The organism is Amycolatopsis pretoriensis, from assembly GCF_900107925.1.
Taxonomy (GTDB): domain Bacteria; phylum Actinomycetota; class Actinomycetes; order Mycobacteriales; family Pseudonocardiaceae; genus Amycolatopsis; species Amycolatopsis pretoriensis.
The window spans coordinates 99,640-121,671 of record NZ_FNUJ01000007.1; the positions used below are offsets into that span (position 1 = coordinate 99,640).

16 protein-coding genes are annotated in these 22,032 nt (G+C 71.6%); 9 read left to right on the forward strand and 7 right to left on the reverse strand.

What is annotated here, in order from left to right; translation table 11 throughout:
• Positions 1-51: 51 nt before the first annotated feature.
• Positions 52-840 (reverse strand): SDR family oxidoreductase, encoded by a 789-nt coding sequence (locus BLV96_RS30230; protein WP_086676716.1) that lies wholly within the window; start codon positions 838-840, stop codon positions 52-54.
• 310 nt (positions 841-1,150) lie between these two features.
• On the opposite strand from BLV96_RS30230, the gene gltB reads away from it, so the two are divergent.
• From gltB to BLV96_RS30255, 5 genes are all read left to right on the forward strand, one after another.
• A complete protein-coding gene (gene gltB / locus BLV96_RS30235) occupies positions 1,151-5,704 on the forward strand; it encodes a glutamate synthase large subunit (RefSeq protein WP_091389700.1) in 4,554 nt (1,517 codons plus the stop codon).
• The gene (locus tag BLV96_RS30240) at positions 5,697-7,205 is read left to right on the forward strand and encodes a glutamate synthase subunit beta (RefSeq protein WP_086676714.1); all 1,509 of its coding nucleotides are present in this window, start codon (positions 5,697-5,699) and stop codon (positions 7,203-7,205) included. The genes gltB and BLV96_RS30240 overlap by 8 nt, the downstream gene beginning before the upstream one ends.
• A 149-nt stretch (positions 7,206-7,354) precedes the next feature.
• A complete protein-coding gene (locus BLV96_RS30245; RefSeq protein WP_086676713.1) occupies positions 7,355-8,242 on the forward strand; it encodes a trypsin-like serine peptidase in 888 nt (295 codons plus the stop codon).
• Positions 8,243-8,323: 81 nt separating this feature from the next.
• Positions 8,324-9,703, forward strand: a complete 1,380-nt coding sequence (locus BLV96_RS30250) for an alpha/beta hydrolase (RefSeq protein WP_086676712.1) — start codon at positions 8,324-8,326, stop codon at positions 9,701-9,703.
• A 102-nt stretch (positions 9,704-9,805) separates the two neighbouring features.
• Positions 9,806-11,197, forward strand: coding sequence for a class II 3-deoxy-7-phosphoheptulonate synthase (locus BLV96_RS30255; RefSeq protein WP_167379785.1), 1,392 nt, complete (start codon positions 9,806-9,808; stop codon positions 11,195-11,197).
• Here BLV96_RS30255 and BLV96_RS30260 read toward each other — a convergent pair whose 3' ends face one another.
• On the reverse strand, positions 11,198-11,971 hold the full coding sequence (locus BLV96_RS30260) for an SDR family NAD(P)-dependent oxidoreductase (RefSeq protein WP_086676711.1): 774 nt from the start codon (positions 11,969-11,971) through the stop codon (positions 11,198-11,200).
• A gap of 86 nt (positions 11,972-12,057) precedes the next feature.
• Between BLV96_RS30260 and BLV96_RS30265 the strand changes: the two genes are divergently transcribed.
• A complete protein-coding gene (locus BLV96_RS30265) occupies positions 12,058-12,885 on the forward strand; it encodes a helix-turn-helix transcriptional regulator (protein ID WP_086676710.1) in 828 nt (275 codons plus the stop codon).
• Position 12,886: 1 nt separating this feature from the next.
• Here the strand turns inward: BLV96_RS30265 and BLV96_RS30270 are convergent, their stop codons facing one another.
• The 5 genes from BLV96_RS30270 to pknB all read right to left on the reverse strand — a co-directional run bounded on the left by BLV96_RS30270 (position 12,887) and on the right by pknB (position 19,166).
• Positions 12,887-14,203: a wax ester/triacylglycerol synthase family O-acyltransferase gene (locus tag BLV96_RS30270; RefSeq protein WP_086676709.1), complete on the reverse strand. Its 1,317-nt coding sequence runs from the start codon at positions 14,201-14,203 to the stop codon at positions 12,887-12,889.
• Positions 14,204-14,388: 185 nt separating this feature from the next.
• Positions 14,389-15,093, reverse strand: a complete 705-nt coding sequence (locus BLV96_RS30275; protein WP_086676708.1) for a hypothetical protein — start codon at positions 15,091-15,093, stop codon at positions 14,389-14,391.
• A gap of 275 nt (positions 15,094-15,368) precedes the next feature.
• The gene (locus BLV96_RS30280) at positions 15,369-16,874 is read right to left on the reverse strand and encodes an SPFH domain-containing protein (protein WP_086676707.1); all 1,506 of its coding nucleotides are present in this window, start codon (positions 16,872-16,874) and stop codon (positions 15,369-15,371) included.
• Positions 16,875-16,929: 55 nt separating this feature from the next.
• Positions 16,930-17,139 carry a hypothetical protein gene (locus BLV96_RS30285; RefSeq protein ID WP_086676706.1) on the reverse strand — a complete coding sequence of 70 codons (210 nt, stop codon included), beginning with the start codon at positions 17,137-17,139 and terminating at the stop codon, positions 16,930-16,932.
• Positions 17,136-19,166 carry a Stk1 family PASTA domain-containing Ser/Thr kinase gene (pknB, locus tag BLV96_RS30290; protein ID WP_086676705.1) on the reverse strand — a complete coding sequence of 677 codons (2,031 nt, stop codon included), beginning with the start codon at positions 19,164-19,166 and terminating at the stop codon, positions 17,136-17,138. The genes BLV96_RS30285 and pknB overlap by 4 nt, the downstream gene beginning before the upstream one ends.
• A 103-nt stretch (positions 19,167-19,269) precedes the next feature.
• Between pknB and BLV96_RS50000 the strand changes: the two genes are divergently transcribed.
• The 3 genes from BLV96_RS50000 to BLV96_RS30305 all read left to right on the forward strand — a co-directional run bounded on the left by BLV96_RS50000 (position 19,270) and on the right by BLV96_RS30305 (position 22,027).
• On the forward strand, positions 19,270-19,638 hold the full coding sequence (locus tag BLV96_RS50000; RefSeq protein WP_158104136.1) for an Rv2175c family DNA-binding protein: 369 nt from the start codon (positions 19,270-19,272) through the stop codon (positions 19,636-19,638).
• A 1,117-nt stretch (positions 19,639-20,755) separates the two neighbouring features.
• Positions 20,756-21,289, forward strand: a complete 534-nt coding sequence (locus BLV96_RS30300) for a CGNR zinc finger domain-containing protein (protein WP_091389703.1) — start codon at positions 20,756-20,758, stop codon at positions 21,287-21,289.
• A 117-nt stretch (positions 21,290-21,406) separates the two neighbouring features.
• On the forward strand, positions 21,407-22,027 hold the full coding sequence (locus BLV96_RS30305; protein WP_086675127.1) for an MmpS family transport accessory protein: 621 nt from the start codon (positions 21,407-21,409) through the stop codon (positions 22,025-22,027).
• The last annotated feature ends 5 nt before the right edge of the window (positions 22,028-22,032 follow it).

The following is a 22,032-nucleotide window of genomic DNA, read 5'->3' on the forward strand; positions in this document are numbered from 1 at the left end:
GGGCGCCGCCCCCGGTTTCCACGCTACCCGGGGGTACCGACAGTTTCGGCGTCAGCCGAGGTCGGGTAGGCCCAGCTCCAGGTTCGGCGCCTGCAAGCCGCCGTCGACCTCGAGGATCTTGCCCGTGATGTAGCCGCCGGCCCGGGACGCCAAGAACACCACCGTCGCCGCGATGTCCTCGGCCTCGCCGATGCGGCCCAGCGGTGTCGCGCTCTCCATCTTCTCCTTCAGCTCCGGGTTGCCGACCACGATCTCCAGCGCCGACGTCGCCACCGAGCCCACCGAGATCGCGTTCACCCGCACCCGCGGGGCCAAGTCCGCCGCCGCCAAGCGCGTGTAGTGCGCCAGGGCCGCCTTCGCCGTTCCGTACGCCGCGAAGCCGCGGCCCGACACGCGGCCCATCACCGACGAAATGTTGACGACCGAGCCGCCCGTCTCGACCAGTGCGGGCGCCGCCGCCACCGTCAACGCGTGCGCCGTCGCCACGTTGAAGCGGAACGCTTCCTCCAGGAAGTCCACCGTCGACTCCAGCAGGGGCCGCGGGTACGTGCCGCCGACGTTGTTGACCACCAGGTCCAGGCGGCCGAACTCCGACACCGCCGTCGACGCCAGCGCCGCCGCGGCCTCCGGCGACGAGAGGTCGACCGGAACCGGAAAAGCCCGCCGCCCGACCGCCGAAACGCGGGCGGCGACCTCGTCGAGCTGAGCGGCAGTACGGGACGCGATCACCACGTCGGCCCCCGCTTCGGCGAGGGCCACGGCCGTGGCCGCGCCGATTCCCCTCCCGGCGCCGGTGACCACCGCGACCTTGTCGTCCATGCGGAACCGATCGAGGATCATGCGGCGAAATGTAACACGTTCTAGTGACCGGCGACACAATTCCGCGCTGCCGCGTCGGGCCCGTCACGTTAGGCTTGACGGGAGTTTCCGCCGTATACTTAGCAGAGCGAACTACCGGGAACCCATCAGGAACTACGTCGTTCCGCGCAGCCAGATCGTTACCGTCCGACGTCGCTCGGGGCGCTCTGAACAGGTGCTGGCATGTTTCCCAGGTGTTAAAGTCGCGCTAACAAGCGGGCCATCGTCGTCCCGTGCGCTCCCCGGCCGGTAGCCCGGCCCCGCACGACAAGACGACGAAGGAGGTCCCTTCATGATCTTCTCCGCCATTCCCGGCAAGCAGGGTCTCTACGACCCGGAGACCGAACAGGACTCCTGCGGTGTGGCCATGGTGGCCGACATCCGCGGACGCCGTTCCCATGGCATCGTCACCGACGGCCTGGCCGCGTTGACCAACCTCGACCACCGCGGCGCCGCCGGCGCCGAACCCACCAGCGGCGACGGCGCCGGCATCCTGCTGCAGCTGCCCGACACGCTGCTGCGCGCCGAAGCCGGCTTCGCGCTTCCCGAACCCGACGAACACGGCCACCACGCCTACGCCGCCGGCATCGCGTTCCTCCCCGAAGACGCCGAGCAGCGCCGCAAGGCCGTCGAACTGGCCGAACGCATCGCCGTCGAAGAAGGACTGGAAGTCCTCGGCTGGCGCGAGGTCCCCGTCGACGCCGACCGCGCCGACATCGGCCCGACCGCGCGCTCGGTCATGCCGCACTTCTCGATGCTTTTCGTGACGGGGGACGGGAAAACCGGCCTGGAGCTGGACAGGCTCGCGTTCTGCCTGCGCAAGCGCGTCGAGCACGAAAGCGCGAACTCCGGCTGCGGCACGTACTTCCCGTCGCTGTCCTCGCGAACGATCGTCTACAAGGGCATGGTGACGCCGGAGCAGCTGCCGGCGTTCTTCGGCGACCTGCGTGACGAGCGCCTGGAAAGCGCCATCGCGCTGGTGCACTCCCGCTTCTCCACCAACACTTTCCCGTCGTGGCCGCTTGCGCACCCGTTCCGGTTCGTGGCCCACAACGGCGAGATCAACACGATCCGCGGCAACCGCAACCGCATGCGGGCCCGCGAGGCGCTGCTGGAGTCCGAGCTCCTGCCCGGCGACCTGTCGCGGCTGTTCCCGATCTGCTCGCCGGACGCGTCGGACTCCGCGTCCTTCGACGAGGTCCTCGAACTGCTGCACCTCGGCGGCCGTTCGCTGCCGCACGCCGTGCTGATGATGATCCCGGAGGCGTGGGAGAACCACGCCACCATGAAGCCCGAGCGCCGCGCTTTCTACCAGTTCCACGCCAGTCTCATGGAGCCGTGGGACGGCCCGGCGTGCGTCACCTTCACCGACGGCACGCTCGTCGGCGCGGTCCTGGACCGCAACGGCCTGCGCCCCGCACGCTGGTGGCGCACGGCCGACGACCGCGTCGTCCTCGCCAGCGAGGCCGGCGTCCTGGACGTCGCCCCGAAGGACGTCGTGGCCAAGGGCCGGCTCAAGCCCGGCCGGATGTTTCTCGTGGACACCGAAGCCGGCCGGATCGTGGACGACGAAGAGGTCAAGTCCGCGCTCGCCGGCAAGCTCCCGTACGAGGGCTGGTTGCACGCGGGCCTGCTGAAGATCGCCGAGCTGCCCGACCGCGACCACGTCGTGCAGAGCCACGACTCGGTGCTGCGCCGCCAGCTTTCCTTCGGCTACACCGAAGAAGAGCTCAAGATCCTGCTCGCGCCGATGGCCGAGAAGGGCGCCGAGCCGATCGGCTCGATGGGCTCGGACACCCCGCCCGCGGTGCTCTCCCAGCGATCTCGGCTCCTCTACGACTACTTCAAGCAGAACTTCGCCCAGGTCACCAACCCGCCGCTGGACGCGATCCGCGAAGAGCTCGTCACCTGCATGGCGCGGATCATGGGCCCGGAGCGCAACCTCCTGGCCCCCGGCCCGGCGTCCTGCCGCCACCTGAAGCTGCCCTACCCCGTCATCGACAACGACGAGCTCGCGAAGCTCATCCACATCAACGACGACGGCGACCTCCCCGGCTTCGCCTGCAGCGTCCTTTCCGGACTGTACGAAGTGGACGGCGGCGCCGAGGCGCTGGCCGGCGCGATCGAGCGCGTCCGGCGTGAGGCGTCCGAGGCCATCGCGGCCGGCGCGCGCACACTCGTGCTGTCCGACCGCGACTCCGACCACCGGATGGCACCGATCCCCTCGCTGCTGCTGGTCTCCGCAGTGCACCACCACCTGGTCCGCACCAAGGAACGCCTGCGCGTCGCGCTGGTCGTCGAATCCGGCGACGCGCGCGAGGTGCACCACATCGCACTGCTGCTCGGCTACGGCGCCGCCGCGGTCAACCCGTACCTGGCCTTCGAGACCATCGAGGACATGATCGGGCAGGGCGCGGTCACCGGCATCGAGCCCGGCAAGGCGATCCGCAACTACGTGCAGGCCCTGGTCAAGGGCGTCCTGAAGATCATGTCCAAAATGGGCATCTCGACGGTCGGCGCGTACACCGCCGCCCAGGTCTTCGAATCCCTCGGCCTGGCCCAGGACCTGCTCGACGAGTACTTCACCGGGACGTCGTCGAAGCTCGGCGGTGTCGGCCTGACCGTGCTCGCCGAAGAGGTCGCCGTGCGCCACCGCCGCGCGTACCCGGACAACCCGACCGAGCGTGTCCACCGTGGACTCGACACCGGCGGCGAGTACGCCTACCGCCGCGAGGGCGAGCTGCACCTGTTCACGCCCGAGACGGTTTTCCTGCTGCAGCACGCGTCCAAGACCGGCCGCGACGAGGTCTACCGCAAGTACACCGACGAAGTGCACCGCCTCTACCGCGAAGGCGGCACGCTGCGCGGTCTGTTCTCCTTCCGCGACGGCGTCCGCGAGCCGATCCCGCTCGACGAGGTCGAGCCCGCCGAGGCGATCTTCAAGCGCTTCAACACGGGCGCGATGTCCTACGGCTCGATTTCGGCCGAGGCACACGAAACCCTGGCCATCGCGATGAACCGCATCGGCGGCCGGTCCAACACCGGTGAGGGCGGCGAAGACCCCGAGCGGCTCTACGACCCCGAGCGCCGCAGCGCGATCAAACAGGTCGCTTCGGGCCGCTTCGGCGTCACGAGCGAATACCTCGTCAACGCCGACGACATCCAGATCAAGATGGCGCAGGGCGCGAAGCCCGGCGAGGGCGGCCAGCTGCCGCCGAACAAGGTGTACCCGTGGATCGCGCGGACCCGGCACTCCACGCCGGGCGTCGGCCTCATTTCCCCGCCGCCGCACCACGACATCTACTCCATCGAGGACCTGGCCCAGCTGATCCACGACCTCAAGAACGCCAACGAGCACGCTCGCATCCACGTGAAGCTGGTGTCCTCGCTTGGTGTCGGCACGGTCGCGGCGGGCGTGTCGAAAGCGCACGCCGACGTCGTGCTCATCTCGGGTCACGACGGCGGCACCGGCGCGTCCCCGATGAACTCGCTCAAGCACGCGGGCACGCCGTGGGAGATCGGCCTCGCCGAGACTCAGCAGACGTTGCTGCTCAACGGGTTGCGCGACCGGATCACCGTGCAGGTCGACGGCGCCATGAAGACCGGGCGCGACGTCGTCATCGCGGCGCTGCTCGGCGCCGAGGAGTACGGCTTCGCGACGGCCCCCCTCGTCGTCGCGGGCTGCATCATGATGCGCGTCTGCCACCTCGACACCTGCCCGGTCGGCGTCGCCACGCAAAGCCCCGAGCTGCGCAAGCGCTACACCGGCCAGGTCGACCACGTCGTCAACTTCTTCAAGTTCGTCGCCGAAGAAGTCCGGGAAACCCTGGCGGCACTGGGCTTCCGCACGCTCGACGAGGCCATCGGCCACGCCGAACTGCTGAACACCGACGAGGCCGTCGACCACTGGAAGGCGTCCGGTCTGGACCTGGCGCCGATCTTCGAGATGCCGTCCGAGACGCCGTACGGTGGCGCCAAGCGACGCACGCGCGGCCAGGACCACGGCCTCGAGCACGCCCTGGACCGCACGCTCATCCAGCTCGCCGAAGCGGCCCTCGAGGACGCGCACCACGTGAACATCGAGCTGCCGGTGCGCAACGTGAACCGGACTGTCGGCACGCTGCTCGGCTCGGAGATCACCCGCCGCTACGGCGGGGACGGCCTGCCGGAGGGCACGATCAACGTCACGCTCACCGGTTCGGCGGGCCAGTCGCTCGGCGCGTTCCTGCCGCGCGGCATCACCCTCGACATGGTCGGTGACGCGAACGACTATGTCGGCAAGGGGCTTTCGGGCGGCCGGATCGTCGTCCGCCCCGACCCGGACGCGGCCTTCGCGGCCGAGGCGCAGACGATCGCGGGCAACACGATCGCCTACGGCGCCACCGGCGGCGAGATCTTCCTGCGCGGCCAGGTCGGCGAACGCTTCTGCGTCCGCAACTCCGGCGCCACGGTCGTCGCCGAGGGCGTCGGCGACCACGCCTTCGAGTACATGACCGGCGGCCGCGCGGTGGTGCTCGGCCCGACCGGGCGGAACCTGGCGGCCGGCATGTCCGGCGGCATGGCGTTCGTGCTCGACGTCGACCGCAAGAAAGTCAACCAGGACATGGTGGACCTGCTCAAGCCGACCGCCGACGACCTGGCGTGGCTCAAGAAAACGGTGCAGCAGCACCACGATCTCACCCGCTCCGCGGTGGCGGCCTCGCTGCTCGGCGACTGGCCGCGCCGGTCCGTCGCGTTCACGAAGGTGATGCCGCGCGACTACCAGCGGGTCCTGGATGCGGCAAAGGCGGCGAAGGCCGCCGGCCGCGACGTCGACGAGGCGATCATGGAGGCCGCTCGTGGCTGACCCGACCGGTTTCCTGAAGTACGACCGCGAAGAGCCGTCCAAGAAGTCTCACGAGGAACGGCTTTCCTCGTGGGGTGAAGTGTACGCGGACGTCGACCCGGGCGAGCGCAACGAAAAGGTGCGCAAGCAGGCGTCGCGGTGCATGGACTGCGGCATCCCGTTCTGCCACTCCGGCGGTTCCGGCTGCCCGCTGGGCAACCTCATCCCCGAGTGGAACGACCTGGTCCGCCGCGGCGACTGGGCCGCGGCGAGCGACCGGCTGCACGCCACCAACAACTTCCCCGAGTTCACCGGGAAGCTGTGCCCCGCGCCGTGCGAGGCGGGCTGCGTGCTGTCGATCTCGCCGCTCTCGGGCGGGCCGGTGTCGATCAAGCGCGTCGAGCAGACGATCGCCGACCAGTCCTGGGAAGCGGGCTACGTCCAGCCGCAGGTGTCCGAAGTGGCCAGTGGGCAGCGCGTCGCGGTCGTCGGCTCCGGGCCCGCGGGCCTGGCCGCGGCCCAGCAGCTGACCCGCGCGGGCCACGAGGTCACGGTGTTCGAGCGCGACGACCGCCTCGGCGGCCTGCTGCGCTACGGCATCCCCGAGTTCAAGATGGAGAAGAAGGTCCTCGACCGCCGCCTCGCGCAGCTGCGCAAGGAGGGCACCCGGTTCGTGACGGGCTGCGAGGTCGGCGTCGACCTGTCGGTGGAGGACCTGCGCGCGCAGTACGACGCGGTGGTGCTGGCGGTGGGCGCGTTGCGCGGCCGCGACGACACGACGACGCCGGGCCGCGAGCTGGCCGGCATCCACCTGGCGATGGAACACCTGGTCCCGGCCAACAAGTTCGTCGAGGGCGACGGCCCGCCGTCGATCGACGCGCGCGGCAAGCACGTGCTGATCATCGGCGGCGGCGACACCGGCGCCGACTCGTACGGAACGGCCACCCGCCAGGGCGCGCTGTCGGTGACGCAGCTGGACCAGTACCCGACCCCACCGTCCACAAGGGACGACGAGCGTTCCCCGTGGCCGACGTGGCCGTACATCCTGCGCACGTACCCGGCCCACGAGGAGGCGGGCGAGCGCAAGTTCGCGGTGGCGGTCAAGCGGTTCGTCGGTTCCCCCGAGGGCCGCGTGACGGCGGTCGAGCTGCAGCAGGTCCGGGTGCAGAAGGACCCGGTTTCGGGTCGCCGCGAGGTCATCCCGGTCAACGACGAGGTCGAGACGCTCCCGGCGGACCTGGTCCTGCTGGCGATCGGCTTCGAGGGCGTCGAGGAGATGCCGCTGCTGTCCGGTCTCGGCTTGTCGTTGACCCGCCGGGGGACGCTGTCGTGTGGGGCGGACTGGCAGACGGAGACCCCAGGGGTGTTCGTCTGCGGCGACGCGCACCGCGGAGCATCGCTGGTGGTGTGGGCGATCGCGGAGGGCCGTTCGGTGGCCAACGCGGTCGACGCGTTCCTGACGGGGGCTTCGGACCTGCCGGCTCCGGTGCACCCTACGGCGTTGCCGCTCGCGGTCGTATGACGTTCGGTTCCCGAAAGCCCCCTCGCCGCCGGTGAGGGGGCTTTCGACCGTTTCGACCCATTACTCCGTCTGGTGGCTGTGCTCTGCGTACACGGCCAACTACTTTCGAGTAGCTGTGCACAATTCACTTCCGCGGAAGGTGGGGCGTCTTGAAGCACACGACTTTCCGAGCAGCGGTCGTCACCGCGATCCTCTCCCTCGCGTTCGCCCTGGCCGGCCCGCCCGCCCAGGCCGCGCCGAAACCCTTCTGGACGCCCGATGCCATGCGGGCGGCCGTCCCGATGGACAACCTCGTCAAGGCACCTCGCGTGAGCCCCGAGGACGTGGCCAAAGGGGAAAGCGCCATCATCCGGAGCATCCCGAACGGCGGTGGGGCCTGGACCGGCGGCGGCAAGGTCACCCAGACCGCCGGCCGCGTGTTCTTCCTCTTCAACGGCCAGAAGGCCTCCTGCTCCGGCGATGCCGTGACCAGCACCAACGGCAGCGTCGTCGTCACCGCCGGGCACTGCGTCAAGTACCAGGGCACCTGGCACACCGAATGGGTCTTCGTGCCGGGCTACGACAACGGCAACGCGCCCTACGGCCAGTGGGCCGCGAAGTCCACGCTGACCACGCCGCAGTGGGAAGCCAGTGAGGACATGAACTACGACGTCGGCATGGCCGTCGTCAACCCGCTCGACGGGCAGCGGCTCACCGACGTCGTCGGCGCGCAGGGCATCGCCTTCAACCAGCCCAAGAACCAGAGCATGTACACCTTCGGCTACCCGGCCGCCGCGCCCTACGACGGCACGAAGCTGATCTACTGCAGCGGCAGCACCTTCACCGACTTCCTGCTCACCCAGGACCACGGCATGCGGTGCAACATGACCGGCGGCTCCAGCGGCGGGCCGTGGTTCCTGTCGTTCAACGAGGGCACCGGCACTGGCGTCCAGGCCTCGGTGAACAGCTTCGGCTACACCTTCCTGCCCGGCTACATGTTCGGGCCGTACTTCGGCACCGACGCGCAGAACCTGTACAACCGCGCACAAGCCGCGTGACGACCGTCAGTCCAGGGGAGGACTCCAGGGTCCGGCCCCTGGGCTGACGTCCGCGTCCACTCACGAGGCCACGCTCGGACCATGCGGAAATCGTTGGTACTCCTGGCTTTCCTGCCCCTGCTCGCCGCACCTCCGGCGGACGCGTCGCCGAGTCTCGAGTGGACGACGCCGTGCCCGGACTACGGCAGGTCGCCGTCGCCCACGGCCGGGCTCGAATGCGCGACCCTGCGCGTTCCGCTCGACTACGCGCACCCCGGACGCACCATCGAGCTGACGATCTCGCGGCACGCCGGCGTTCCCGGCAAGCGGCGCGGGGTCTTGCTGATGAACCCGGGCGGCCCGGGCAGTCCCGGGCTCGCCATGCCCGCCCAGCTGGTGCAGCGGATGGGCGCGTCGGGCCTGCCGGACGCCTACGACGTCATCGGGTTCGACCCGCGCGGCACCACCTACAGCACGCCCGTGACGTGCGCGATGACGCCCGAACAGCGCGGCTCGGTGCTGGGACCGTACGCGGACGGCCGACGTGACGTCGTCGCGACCGCGGCCGAGGCGCGGGCCGTGGCGAAGCAGTGCGGTGATGCGTCCACAAAGGACTTGCTGCCGCACATGACGACCGCGAACACCGCGCGTGACCTGGATCGGATCCGGGAAGCGCTGGGGGAGCGGAAGATCTCCTACTACGGCGTCTCGTACGGCAGCTACCTCGGTGCCGCCTACGCGTCGATGTTCCCGGACCGCGGCGACCGGATCGTGCTCGACAGCGTCCTCGGCCCGGCCGGTCTCGACGTCCGTGCGAACCAGCGCTTCGCCGAAGGCTTCGACGACCGGTTCCCGGACTTCGCCGCCTGGGCCGCCGCCCGCGACGACGTCTACCACCTGGGGCGGACACCCGCGGCGGTGACGGCGAAGTTCGCCGAGCTGGCCGCCGTCCGCGGACCGGAGTTCCGCGCGAACACGTGGAACGGGCTGTACGACGACGCGTTCTTCCCCGCGCTCGCGGCCGAGTGGGCGGGCACCGCTCGGGCGGCCGCGGGCCCGCTCGACGGCGACAACCACGCCGCCCTCCAGCTCCAGGTGCTCTGCAACGACTCGGACTGGCCCGAGCAGCTCGGTTACTACCAGCGCGCGGTCGAGCGCGAACGGGCGCGGCACCCGATGTTCGGGCCGGCGGCGGCGAACGTGAACCCGTGCGCGTTCTGGCCGGTCGAGCGAGCCGAACCGCCGGTGCGCGTCGGCGGTCCGGGGCCGGCCGACGTGCTGCTGGTGCAGAACGAGCGCGACCCGGCGACCCCGCTGTCCGGCGCCCGCGAAACGCGAGCGGCGTTCGGGAACCGGGCGCGGCTGGTGACCGTCGACGCGGGTGGGCACGGGGTTTTCACGCGGGACAACGCTTGCGGGAACGCGGCGGTGCTGGAGTACCTGCGTGACGGCGTCTTCCCCGCGGCCGACCGTTCCTGCTGAACGAACGCCGCGGGCGCCCGGTTCTCCGGCCGTGCGGACTTCCGCGGCACGAATGGCGAACCGGGCGAAGCCGGGTGGGGCGGGAACCCTATCCTGGTGTTCGTGAACTGGACTGTGGACGTCCCCGTCGACACCCTGCCCGAACTGCCGCCGCTGCCGCCCGGGCTGCGTGCCCGGCTCGACAAGGCGCTGGAGCTGCCCGCGGCGCAGCAGCCGGAGTGGCCCGACCCGGACGCGACCCGGCGGGTCCGCGGCGTGCTGGAGAGCGTGCCGCCGATCACGGTCCCGGCCGAGATCGACCGGCTGAAGGACCGGCTGGCGATGGTCGCCCGCGGCGAGGCGTTCCTGCTGCAGGGCGGTGACTGCGCGGAGACGTTCGAGTCCAACACCGAGCCGCACATCCGCGCCAACCTGCGCACGCTGCTGCAGATGGCCGTCGTGCTGACCTACGGCGCGAGCCTGCCGGTGGTCAAGGTCGGGCGCATCGCCGGCCAGTACGCGAAGCCGCGTTCGGCGGCGACGGACGCGCTGGGCCTGCCGGTCTACCGCGGCGACATCATCAACTCCCTCGTCGCCAAGCCCGAGCTGCGCGTGCCCGACCCCGGCCGGATGATCCGCGCCTACGCGAACGCGGGCGCGGCGATGAACCTCGTCCGCGCCCTCACCGGCGCCGGCATGGCCGACCTGCACCAGGTGCACGACTGGAACAAGGACTTCGTCTCGGCGTCCCCGGCGGCGCAGCGCTTCGAGGCGCTGGCCAACGAGATCGACCGCGGCCTGCGGTTCATGTCGGCGTGCGGCGTCACGGACACCTCGCTGCAGTCCACCGAGATCTTCGCCAGCCACGAGGCGCTGCTGCTCGACTACGAGCGGTCGATGCTGCGGCTGGACAAGGCCGACGCGGCCAACCCGAAGCTCTACAACCTGTCCTCGCACTTCCTGTGGATCGGGGAGCGGACCCGCCAGCTGGACGGCGCGCACATCGCGTTCGCCGAGCTGCTGGCCAACCCGATCGGGTTGAAGATCGGCCCGACGACCACGCCCGAGCAGGCACTGGAGTACGTCGAGCGGCTCGACCCGCGCTTCGAGCCGGGCCGCCTGACGCTCATCTCCCGCATGGGCAACGGCAAGGTCCGCGAGGTGCTGCCGGCGATCGTCGAGAAGGTCGAGGCCTCCGGCCACAAGATCATCTGGCAGTGCGACCCGATGCACGGCAACACGCACGAGTCGTCCACCGGGTACAAGACCCGCCACTTCGACCGGATCGTCGACGAGGTCCAGGGCTTCTTCGAGGTCCACAACCAGCTGGGCACCTACCCGGGCGGCATCCACGTCGAGCTGACCGGCGAGGACGTCACCGAGTGCCTGGGCGGGGCCCAGGAGATCTCGGACATCGACCTGTCGGGCCGCTACGAGACCGCCTGCGACCCGCGCCTGAACACCCAGCAGTCGCTGGAACTGGCGTTCCTCGTCGCGGAGATGCTGCGCGGCTAGCTAGGCCCCGGCGCCGCCGTCGACCGGCACGATCGCCCCGGTCACCATGGCCGCGCGGTCGCTGAGCAGCCACGCGGCCGCTTCGGCGACCTCGCGGGGTTCGGCCATGCGCCCGAGCGGGATCGAGGCGGTGATCTGCTTGACGACGCCGGGTGAGGCCGCTTCCCACGCGTCGATCATGTCCGTGGCGGTCCCGCCCGGGGTGATGCCGTTGACCCGGATGCCGTGCGGGCCCCAGGTCACGGCCGCGGTCTCGGTGAGGCTGTTCAGCGCGCGCTTCATGGCGCCGTAGGCGGGCAGGGCGGGGTTGGCGCGGCGGCTGCCGATGCTGGAGGTGTTCACGATCGCCCCGCCGGTGCCGCGGCGCATGAGCTCCGCTTCGGCGGCCATGGCGGTCCAGTGCGCGCGGAAGTTCACCGCGAACTGCTCGTCGATGTCCTCCTCGGCGGTCGTCTCGAGCGGGCCGGGCCGCTGGATGGCGGCGCCGTTGTTGAACGCCCCGTCGAGACGGCCGTGGAGCCGCTCGACGCGGGCGACGGCGGCCCGGATGCTCGCGGGGTCGGCCAGGTCCAGCGCGACCGTGTCGGCGGTGCCACCCGTGTCGCGGATCTCGCCGGCGACGCGGTCGAGGGCCTCGGTGCCGCGCGAGGCCAGCACGACGGCCGCGCCTTCCCGGGCGAAGAGACGGGCCGCGGCCGCGCCGATGCCGCGGCTGGCGCCGGTGATGAGGACGACCTTGCCGGTGAGCAGGCCGATCGGGTTCGTGTTCGTCATGCTGCCGACGCTGCCCCGGTCCGCGCCCCGGAGGCAGGCACAAGCCGTACCAGGATCCGGCGCCGGACCCTCCGCATACTGGTGAGGTGGACAAACAAGAGCTCGGGGCGTTCCTCCGCAGCCGTCGTGAGCGGCTGCGGCCGCAGGACGTCGGCCTGCCCGCCGGGCCGCGCCGGCGGACGCCGGGCCTGCGCCGCGAGGAGGTAGCGGTGCTCGCGCACATCTCCACCGAGTACTACGTCCGCCTCGAGCAGGGCCGGGCACCGCGTCCGTCGGGCGAGGTCCTGGCCGGGATCGCCGAGGCCCTGCGGCTGACCGACGCCGAGTCCGCGCACCTGCACGTCGTGGCGGGGACCGCGCCGGTCCGGAGCGGCCTGCACCGCCGGGACGTGCGGCCCAGCATCCTCGCGCTGCTGCGGCGGCTGCCGCAGACGGCCGCCATCGTCATCTCGGCGACGTTCGAGGTGCTGGCGTGGAACGACCTCGCGGCGGCGCTCATGGAGGACTTCGCCGGTCTCCCGCCCGAGCGGCGCAACCTCGCCCGCAAGGCGTTCCTCGGACCGGCCGAGCCGCCGTACGGGATATCCGACGCGGCCGAGTTCCGGCTCACGGTCGTCATGGAACTGCGCGCCACGCTGGCCCGCTATCCCGCGGATCCGGCGGTGCGCGGGCTGGTCGACGAGCTGCGCGCGGGCAGCGCCGACTTCGCCCGGCTGTGGGAGCGGCACGACGTCCAGGCGACGCCGGTGCTCACGAAGACGTTCCGCCACCCGGCCGTGGGCGAGGTGACCGTCGACTGCGACTCCCTCGCCCTGCCCGAGTCCGACCAGCACCTGGTGCTGTACACGGCGCCGCCCGGTTCTCGCGGCGCCGAGGCGCTGGCGTTCCTGGAAGTGGTGGGCGTCGCCCCCTGAGTCAGGAGGCGTCGACCAGCCGGGCCGCGGACTTCAGCACCGCGTCCCGCAGGGAACCCACGTCCGGGACCGCCTCGCCGTTGACCTGCAGTCCGATGTGGACCGAGTCGCGGTAGGTCGCCACCGCGATGCCGACCGCGTGGCGCGGGGCCAGCGGGACGAAGGGGTACACCTCGGCCAGCCGGGCGCCGCCGAGGGACAGCCGGGCCGGGGGCACCGGGACCGTCGTGATCACCAGGTCGAACAGCATCGGCGCGGCCAGGCCCGCCGTGCGCGTGCCCAGGCGGTGCAGCAGCGGCGGGACGCGGCCGGCCAGCAGCGGCAACGCGCCGGCGCCGCGGCTCGGGCCCGCCGCCTTGTTGCGGGTCATCGCCCGGCGGACCACGCGCAGCCGCTCGACCGGGTCGTCCTCGCCGACCGGCAGGTCGCACAGGTACCCCGACAGCTTGTTGCCGCCGAGCTGGTCGCCCGCCCGGCCGCGCACGCTCACCGGGATCAGCGCGCGCAGCGTGCGCCCGTCGGCGCGGTGGCCGCGGTTCACCAGCCATTCGCGCAGTGCGCCGGAAAGCACCGCCAGCACGACGTCGTTGGTCGTGCCGCCGTGGGCCTTGCGCACGCGGCGCAGCTCGCTCAGCGGCAGCCGGACGAACCCGAGCCGGCGCTCGGCCGACTGCGGCGCCGACACCGGCGACAGCGGCGGCCGCGCGGCCCGCACGAGCGACGACGCGATCCCGGCCGTCTCGTTCGCCTGGCCCCAGACCGTGCCCAGCGCGCCCTTCACGGTGTCCAAAGTGGACCGCGGTGCCGGGATCCGCGGGGTCGGAGCGGATATCCGCTCCGGCAGCTTGACGCCGTCGAGCAGGCCGGCCGCGACCGCGTACGCGCCGGCGCCGTCGGTGAGCGCGTGGTGGAGTTTCAGCAGCAGAGCGAACTTCCCGTCCGGCAGCCCGGTCACCAGGGTGAGGTGCCACAGCGGCCGCGAGGTGTCGAGCGGCTCGGCGATCCACCGCGACGCGTACGCCGCGAGCGGGTCCGGTTCGTACAGTGAGCTGAGCGTCGCGTGGTGGACGTGGTCGGCGGCGTCGAAGCCGGGGTCGTCGGCCCAGCTGGCCGAGCCCGGCGGGAACAGCTCCGCGCGGGCGCGCTGGCGCAGCTTCGGCAGCCGCGCGGCGCGCTCGGCCAGCACCGCGGTCAGCGCGGCGGGGTCCACCGGGCCGCGGGCGGTGAAGGTGACCACCGCCCCCATGTGCATCGGGGAGTTTTCGCTTTCCAGGCACAGGAAAGCGACGTCGAGTGCGCTGAGCGGCGAGCCTGCCATGGGCGACCTTTCCGGGTTCGCGGGTGTGCACGGCCACGTGCGTCGGAAGGGGAGGAACCCACCACACCAGCCCGACGTGACAGCCGGGTGGTCGAAGTGTTTCCACGACGCTAACTACCCACCCCGTTCATCCATTCGAGATACCCCGGGCGCCGGTGCCCGGGGTCACAGATCAAGAAAAACGTTCAGCTTTCCGGCGCAGGCGGGGGTTCTTCCGCCCGGGCCACGGCGGTCCCCCATTCGGGGGTGAGCGCCACCTGCTTGCCGACGCGGCGCACCGGCAGGCCGTTCACCTGCCGCTTGCCGAGCCCCGGCCAGATCTCCGCGGCGTCCTTCGCCGCGGCCCGGATCGCGCCGCCGTCGAGGGTCGTGCGCGTCTCGGGGATTTCGCGGTCGGTCCACTGGACGACCAGCTTCAGCGGGCCGGCCGGCGGGAGCGGCCACAGGAACACTTCGTGCTCGACGGCGAAGCGCGTGCCGCCGACGGGGTGCGCCCGCAGCACCGGTTCCTCCGGTTCGGACGCCGACGGCACCGAGACGGCCTCGGAGCTCGCCCGGCTGCCGTCGGCGTAGAGCACGCCGACGAGCAGCCCGTTGTAGTCGGGTTTGCGCCGGTGGTCGATCAGGCCCTCGGCGGGGTCGTCGACCAGGCTGTCGCGCGAGTACACGGTGATGCGCAGGGTGAGCGCCTGCGGCCACACCTCGACCGCCCGGAGCGCCACGATCGTGCGCTCGGAGCGGCCCAGCGGCTGCGCCAGGGGCAGCACGGCCGGGACGATGTGTTCACGTGGGGGATCGGTCCAGTGCCGGCCGTTGAACGCGTACAGCTCCTGTTCCGGGACGGGGAACAGGGGACGCTCGCGGGGACCGCCGGTGAAGAAGCCGCTCATCGGTCGGCCCGCGACACGCTGTCCGGCACCATGCGCCCACGGTAGGACACCGGCCCGGGAATTGCCGCCCCCGAACGGGCGTACGGCCCTTGCCTCCCGTGATCCGGGACACAAGGGCCGTACGCAGCGTGATCCGCCGGTCGCGCACCGAGCGAGGCTCGCCCCCGCTCGCCCGGGTCGCCGACCGGTGCTGAAGGGCACCTTCCTCGCATGAGATGGGAGAAAGGTGCCCTTCAGCGCATCACATGAGACGAAGGTGCCCTTCAGCCCGCACGTCAGTCGGTCAGCTTGAGCTCGCCGTTCGACTGGGCCTGCTTCTCCAGTTCCTTCTCCGCCGGCTTGCCCATCGCGTCCATCAGCTGCCGGGCCAGGCCGAGGCCCGTCCCGCCGAGCGACAACGCCTTCGCGAACATGTCCGACATCCCGTCCGCGCCGTTGAGCACGACCATGTGGTCGACGTTGCCGAACGCACTCGCGCCCGCCTCGACGATCTCCGGCCAGCGCTCGGCCAGCTGCTGCGCCACGACGGCTTCCTGGTTCTCCGCCAGCGCCGCCGCGCGGGCCTTGATCGCGTCCGCCTCGGCGAGACCCTTCGCGCGGGCCGATTCGGCTTCCGCCAGGCCGCGCGCCTTCGCGGCCTCCGCCTCGGCCAGGCCGCGCGCCTTGGCCGCGGCCGCCTCCGCTTCACCGGTCGCCCGGGTCGCGCCGGCCGCCGCCTCCGCGCGGGCCTTCGTGGCCTGCGCCTCGGCCTCGGCCGCCGTCTTCACGCGCGTCGCGTCCGCCGCCGCCCGCAGCTCCGTCTCCTTCGCCTCGGCCTGCGCCTTCGCGATCGAAGCGTCACGAGCCGCGTCGGCCGTCGTACGCGTGTCGTACGCCTTCGCGTCGGCCGGCTTGCGGACCTGCGACTGCAGCCGCTGCTCGGCCAGCGCCGCTTCCAGCTCCGCCGCCCGCGTCTCCTGGACGACGACCTCCTGGCGCGCGGTCGCCTCGGCCAGCGGCCCCGACTGCGACGCCTTCGCCCGCGCCTGGTCCACCTCGGCCTGGTAGCCGGCCTGCTGGATCTGGCTCTCGCGGACCGCGGCTGCCTTCTTCGCCGCGGAGACCTGCTCGACCTCGGCGGCCTCCTGGTCGCTGCGCGCCTCGGCGATGCGGGCCGACGCGGCGATCGCGGCGGCGTGCGGCTTGCCGAGGTTGGTGATGTAGCCCGACTCGTCGTCGATCTCCTGGATCTGCAGCGAGTCGACGATCAGCCCCAGCTTGATCATCTCCGTCGCCGAGGACTGCCGGACCTCGCCGGTCAGCGCGTCCCGGTTGTGGATCATCTCCTCGATGGTCAGCCCGCCCACGATCGAGCGCAGGTGCCCGGAGAACAGCTCGTGGATCGTGTCGTTCATGCCCTTCTGCTGGTCCAGGAACCGGCGGGCGGCGTTGGCGATCGAGGCGAAGTCGTCCCCGACCTTGTAGATGACGACCGCTCGCACGGTGACCGGCAGCCCCTGCTTGGTGACGCACGAGACCTGCAGGTTGACACCGCGCGTGTCCAGCGACAGCCGGCGCGCGGTCTGGAAGCCGGGCAGGACGTTCACGCCGCGACCGGTGATGATCTTGAACCCCAGGCTGTCCGCGGTGTCCGCGCGGTCGACCCGGACGCCCAGCCCGGAGATGATCAGGGCTTCGTTCGGCTCGGCGACCTTGTACAGCAGCCGCAGGATCCCGAAGATCACCACCAGCGCGACGACGAGCCCACCTACCGAATACAGCAGGATTTCCACGAGACTCATGGCACCGACCCCCTCGCTCTTCTGTTGTGGGTGTGTTGGTGCCCCTTCGACGCCGTCAGCGGCTCAACGGTTGCCACCGCTCGACATAAACCGTCCGCGGGGGTTCGAAGTCCACGACGAGCACCTGCGTGCCGGAGCTGAACGACTCGTCCGGGTCGGCCGGGTAGGCGTAGAACGCCTCCGTGCCGCCCCGAACGTTCAGCAGGACCTCGCCGATGAGGCCGGGGCCGATCGTGCCCGTGACGCGGCCTCGGCTGCCGATCATCCCCCGAAGCCCTTCAGCTTGACCTTGGAGCCCTTCTGCACGAACGTCCCCGGCTGCGGGTCCTGCTGGAAGACGAAGTCGAACCCGCCGCCGCCGTTGCCGCGGCCCCGGCCGCCGTCGCGGTCGGCCTTCAGCCCGGCCTGCTCGAGGATCTTCTGCGCGTCGTCGAACGAGCGGAACCGGACGTCGGGCACCTGGACGGCGTTGTTGACGAAGACGCCGATCCGCTTTTCCTTCGCCTGCGAGTTGGCCGGCGGGTCGGTCCGGGTGACGGCGCCGCCCGGGACCTCCTGCTTGAACTCCTCGCCGGCCTGGAACGGCTCGAACCCGGCCTGTTGCAGCAGCTGGAACGCCTCGTCCTTGCTGCGCCCGACGACGTCCGGGACCGGCGGCAGCGGGATCGGGCCCTTCGACACGATGATCGTGACCTGGCCGCCGATGTTCAGCTGGCTGCCCGCCGACGGCTCGGTGCGGATCACCGCGCCCTGCGGGACGTCGGCGTCGTAGTCGTCGGTGCCGCGCGCCGGGGTCAGCTGCGCGGTCTTGATCGCCTGCTCGGCGTCGGGCAGCGCGGTGCCCGGCCGGATGTCCGGCACGGTCGGGCGGCCCTTCGACAGCACGACCGACACCGTCGAGTTCGGCGCCAGCGACGTGCCCTCGGCGGGCTCGGCGCGCAGCACGGTGTTCGACGGGACCGAGTTGTCGTACTCCTGGCTGAACTGCGGGGTCAGCTTCACCGCGCGCAGCGCGTCGCCCGCCGCGGCCTGGTTGAGCCCGACGAGCTTCGGCACGGTCGCGGTCTTGTCGCCACCGGTGTCGGTGAGCATGAAGATGAACGCCGTGATCAGGCCGCCGAACAGCAGCACCGCGCCGGCGATGACGGCGATCTGCTTCCGGTTGTCGGCCGGCTTCTCCGGCTCCGGCTCGCTCCGGCGCCGCGCTGCGGGCGGCGGCACGGGCGGGATCTGCTGGGTGAAGCCCGGGGGCGGGGTGCCGGGGTGGCTCAGCGCCCGCGTCGCGTTCGGACGGTGCACCGGCATCGTCTTTTCGCTGTCCGGCGCCACCTGCGGGATCCGGGGGAGCGTGCGCTCGGTGTCGGCGAGGTCGCCCTGGCCGTGCGACACCGGAACCGGGACGGTCACCGGCAGCAGGCCCAGCTGCGCGCGCACCGCCGTCAGCTCGGTCAGGAACTCCCCGGCGTCGGCGGGGCGCAGCTCGGGGTCGCGCCGGGTCGCGCGGGTGATCAGCTCGTCGAGCTCCGGCGGCAGGTCCGGGCGCAGCGCGCTCGGCCGCGGGACGTCGTCGTTCACGTGCCGGTAGGCCACCGAGATCGCGGTGTCGCCGGTGTAGGGCACCTGCCCGGTGAGCATTTCGTAGAGCAGGATGCCCGCGGAGTAGACGTCGCCGCGTGCGGACGCCGCGCCGGTCTCGACCTGCTCCGGCGACAGGTAGGCGACCGTCCCGAGGATGACGCTCGAGCTGGTCGTGCCCGCGCTCGCGACGGCCCGGACCAGCCCGAAGTCGGCGACCTTGACCGCGCCGCCGGTGTGCGGCCCGGTCCGGCCGATCAGCACGTTCTCCGGCTTGACGTCCCGGTGCACCAGGCCCGACCGGTGCGCGGCGGCCAGCGCCGACAGCACCGGTTCGGCCACGCTCAGCGCCAGTGCGACGTCCAGCGGGCCCTTCTCGTCCAGCAGGTCGCGCAGGGTGCCGCCGTCCACCAGTTCCATCACCAGGAAGGCGAGGCCCGACTCGGCGCCCTGGGGCAGGTCGAACCCCTGGTCGTGCACCGCCACCACGTGCGGGTGGTGCAGCTGGGCCGCCGACTGCGCTTCCCGGACGAAGCGGTCCACGAACGACCGGTCGTCGGCGAACCGCGGGTCCATGATCTTGATCGCGACCGGACGGTCCAGCCGGGTGTCCGTCCCCCGGTAGACGGAAGACATCCCCCCGTGCGCGAGCAGCCGGTCCACCCGGTAGCGCCGCTCGAGGAGCGTGCCGACCAGGCCGGGTTGGGTGCGAGTCACGAGTATGGATCGTACGGAACCGGCCACGGTTCGTGGAGGAGACCTCGCGGGTCACCCGTGCGCACTAGCGGGAGTGGGTGCGGAATGTGGCAGAGTGTCACGTGTGAGTGGGATTCCTGTCGCCGACGACGTCCTCGACACCGCCATCGCGGTTCTTCCGCTGGCGGAGGTGGCGAACGTCCTCGGGACCTCCGCCAACAAGGTCCGCCAGATGCTGCGCGACGGGCAGCTGATCGCCCTCAAGCGCGGCGGTGACCTGTGCGTTCCCAGCGACTTCTTCGTCAAGGACGGCGTCGTCAAGGGCCTGGCCGGCACGATCACGGTGCTCGCCGACTCCGGGTTTTCGCGGACCGAGATGCTGCGCTGGCTCTTCGAGACCGACGAGAGCCTGCCGGGCAGGACCCCGGTCAACGCCCTGCGCACCAGCCACGGCACCGAGGTCAAGCGGCGCGCGCAGGCGATGGCGTTCTGACCTGCTCGAACAGGCCGCGGCGCCGAGCTGGACGACCGCGGCGGCGAGCAGGCACGCCGGCAGCGACCACGCCGCGAGCGGGCCGGCCAAGGCCGCTCCCGCCGCGAGGCCGGTGATCTTCACGCTCGCCGCCGTCGTGAACACCTGAGCCCGCACGTGCTCCGGCGCTTCCCGGTGGCGGATCGCGAACAAGGCTGTGAGCTGCGGTCCTTCGGCGATTCCGGCGATCGCGGCGGCCGCCACCAGCGAGACGGGGTCCCGGCCGACGGCCGCCAGTGCGGCGCTCGCGGCCAGGACGAGCGTGCTCAGCAGGACGATCCGGTCCGGTGACCACGGCAGCGGTTTTCGCGTGAAGACCGCGTTGGCCAGCAGGGACGTGACCGCGAGGACGGTCAGCAGGAGGGCGCCGTCCGCTGGGCCTCGGAGGTGAGCCGCCCCGAGCAAGGGGTAACAGACGGTGACCATGCCGATGCCCGCACAGGAGATCGTCGACGCCGTCGTCGCGCGCCTCAGGGATGCGTTGCGGACGAGGATCGTGAAGCCGTCTCGGAGGTTCGTTTTCGCCTGGGGTCGCTTCCTCGGGAGACGCCACGCGATCGGCGTGGCCGCCGCGACGAGGAGGACCGCCGCGACCATGCCGGTGGGGCCGCCGAGGAGCCCCGCGAGGCCGGGACCGGCCAGGGCGGCGGCGGTGAAGGTCAGGGCGTCCTGTCGGCTGGCTTTTTCGAGCCGCGGCTGGGCGACGCCGGGCAGCTGGGCCGTCCAGCCGCCGGCGATGGCCGGGTTGAGCAGGCCGGTCACGACGGCGACGGCGACCACGCTCGCGAGCGGCAGGTGCCCGAACGCCGCGGCGACGACGGCGAGCCCACCGGCGTACCCGGCGAGGCCGGCGGCGAGCAGCCGGCCGGGCCGGGGACTGCGATCGAGGAAGGCGCCGAAGACGGGCCCGCCCCCGGCGGCGGCCGCGGTCAGCCCGGCGAGCAGCGCCGCCCCGGCGTGCGGACCCTCCTGGAGCCCGAGCAGGAGCAGCGCGGGGCCGGACAGCTCGTCGCCGGTCCGGGCGAGCGTCGCGCCGACCAGGTAACGCCTCAGCATGGGCAAGACGTTACAGTGGGGTATGGCCTTTCCGCACCGGGATTCCGTGCAGCGCGCGGTCGACCTGCTGGGTGTGCTGCTGGAGCCGGACTGTTCTCCGCCGGCCGTCGCGTGCGTCTTGCGCGAACACGGCGAACCGGACGTCCGGCTGTCGGCCGCGGACGTCTCGGAGTTGCGGAGGGCTGCTTTTGAACTGCGCGAGGTGTTCGCGGCCCCGGACGTGGCTACGGCAGCTTCGGTGCTGAACGCGTTGTTCGCGGCGTATGCGGGACCACCGCGCCTGACGGACCACGAAGAGGGCTACGGCTGGCACCTGCACGTGGACGCCGCGGACGACGGGCCGTGGGGAGCGTGGCTGGTGACGTCGTCGGCGCTGGGGCTGGCATCGCTGCTGGCCGAGCGCCAGGACGTGCCGGGAGGGTTGTGCGCGTCGCCGTCGTGCGGGAAGCCGTTCGCCCACACGGGCGGGGGAAGCCCGAAGAGGTACTGCTCACCCCGGTGCGCGACGAGGGAAAGGGTCGCCGCGCACCGGGCCACCCGACCGGTCAACCGATGAAGTCGCCGGGCCGGCGAGCAGGGGCTTCCGGCCTGTTTTCGTCGCACGAAGTAACAGGGGCTCGAAGAAGTGCGACCACGCGGAGGTACGCGCCCGCACACCGAGAATCGAGCACGCATGTCCGTCCCCGGAACCCGGCCGCCGACACCCGCCCGGACGAAGCACCCCAAGTGGCCCTGGATCACCGCTGCGGTGGCGGCCGCCGTCATCGTCGGCTCGATCTCGGTCGCGACCGCGCCGAAGCCGGCACTGACGGCTGACGCGACCTCGCTGGTGAGCACGACCGAGCCCGTCCGCACGACGGACCCGGCCGCCGCGGCAGCCGAGAGCTCGGTCGCGAAGGCAAGCCAGGAAGCGGAAGAGAGCCGTGCCTCGGAATCGGCGCGCCGGTCCTCGGCCGCGGCGGCCAGTTCTTCGGCCGCCGCAGAGGCACAGCGCAAGGCCGACGAGGAGGCCCAGCGCAAGGCAGACCGGATCACCTACAGCGTCACGACGACCGGCTCCGGGATCTCGACGGTCACGTACTCGAAGCCGGACTTCAACATCTCGCAGGAAACCGATGTCCGCGGCCGGAAGTGGTCGAAGACCATCGACACCGACGGGGATGACGTGAGCGTCGGTCTGAATGCGCAGAATTCCGGCGGAGGCACGATCACTTGCCGGATCACCCGCGGCAACGGGTTCGTCGTGGCCGAGAACAGCAGCTCCGGCGAGTACGCGGTCGTCAGCTGCGGCTGAGAAAG

Bases quoted from the DNA above. Each gene is read 5' to 3' on its own strand.
- BLV96_RS30230 (WP_086676716.1), bottom strand. From the start codon at position 840: ATGATCCTCGATCGGTTCCGCATGGACGACAAGGTCGCGGTGGTCACC.
- gltB (WP_091389700.1), top strand. From the start codon at position 1,151: ATGATCTTCTCCGCCATTCCCGGCAAGCAGGGTCTCTACGACCCGGAG.
- BLV96_RS30250 (WP_086676712.1), top strand. From the start codon at position 8,324: ATGCGGAAATCGTTGGTACTCCTGGCTTTCCTGCCCCTGCTCGCCGCA.
- BLV96_RS30260 (WP_086676711.1), bottom strand. From the start codon at position 11,971: ATGACGAACACGAACCCGATCGGCCTGCTCACCGGCAAGGTCGTCCTC.
- BLV96_RS30270 (WP_086676709.1), bottom strand. From the start codon at position 14,203: ATGGCAGGCTCGCCGCTCAGCGCACTCGACGTCGCTTTCCTGTGCCTG.
- BLV96_RS30275 (WP_086676708.1), bottom strand. From the start codon at position 15,093: ATGAGCGGCTTCTTCACCGGCGGTCCCCGCGAGCGTCCCCTGTTCCCC.
- BLV96_RS30280 (WP_086676707.1), bottom strand. From the start codon at position 16,874: ATGAGTCTCGTGGAAATCCTGCTGTATTCGGTAGGTGGGCTCGTCGTC.
- BLV96_RS30285 (WP_086676706.1), bottom strand. From the start codon at position 17,139: ATGATCGGCAGCCGAGGCCGCGTCACGGGCACGATCGGCCCCGGCCTC.
- BLV96_RS30300 (WP_091389703.1), top strand. From the start codon at position 20,756: ATGGCCTTTCCGCACCGGGATTCCGTGCAGCGCGCGGTCGACCTGCTG.
- BLV96_RS30305 (WP_086675127.1), top strand. From the start codon at position 21,407: ATGTCCGTCCCCGGAACCCGGCCGCCGACACCCGCCCGGACGAAGCAC.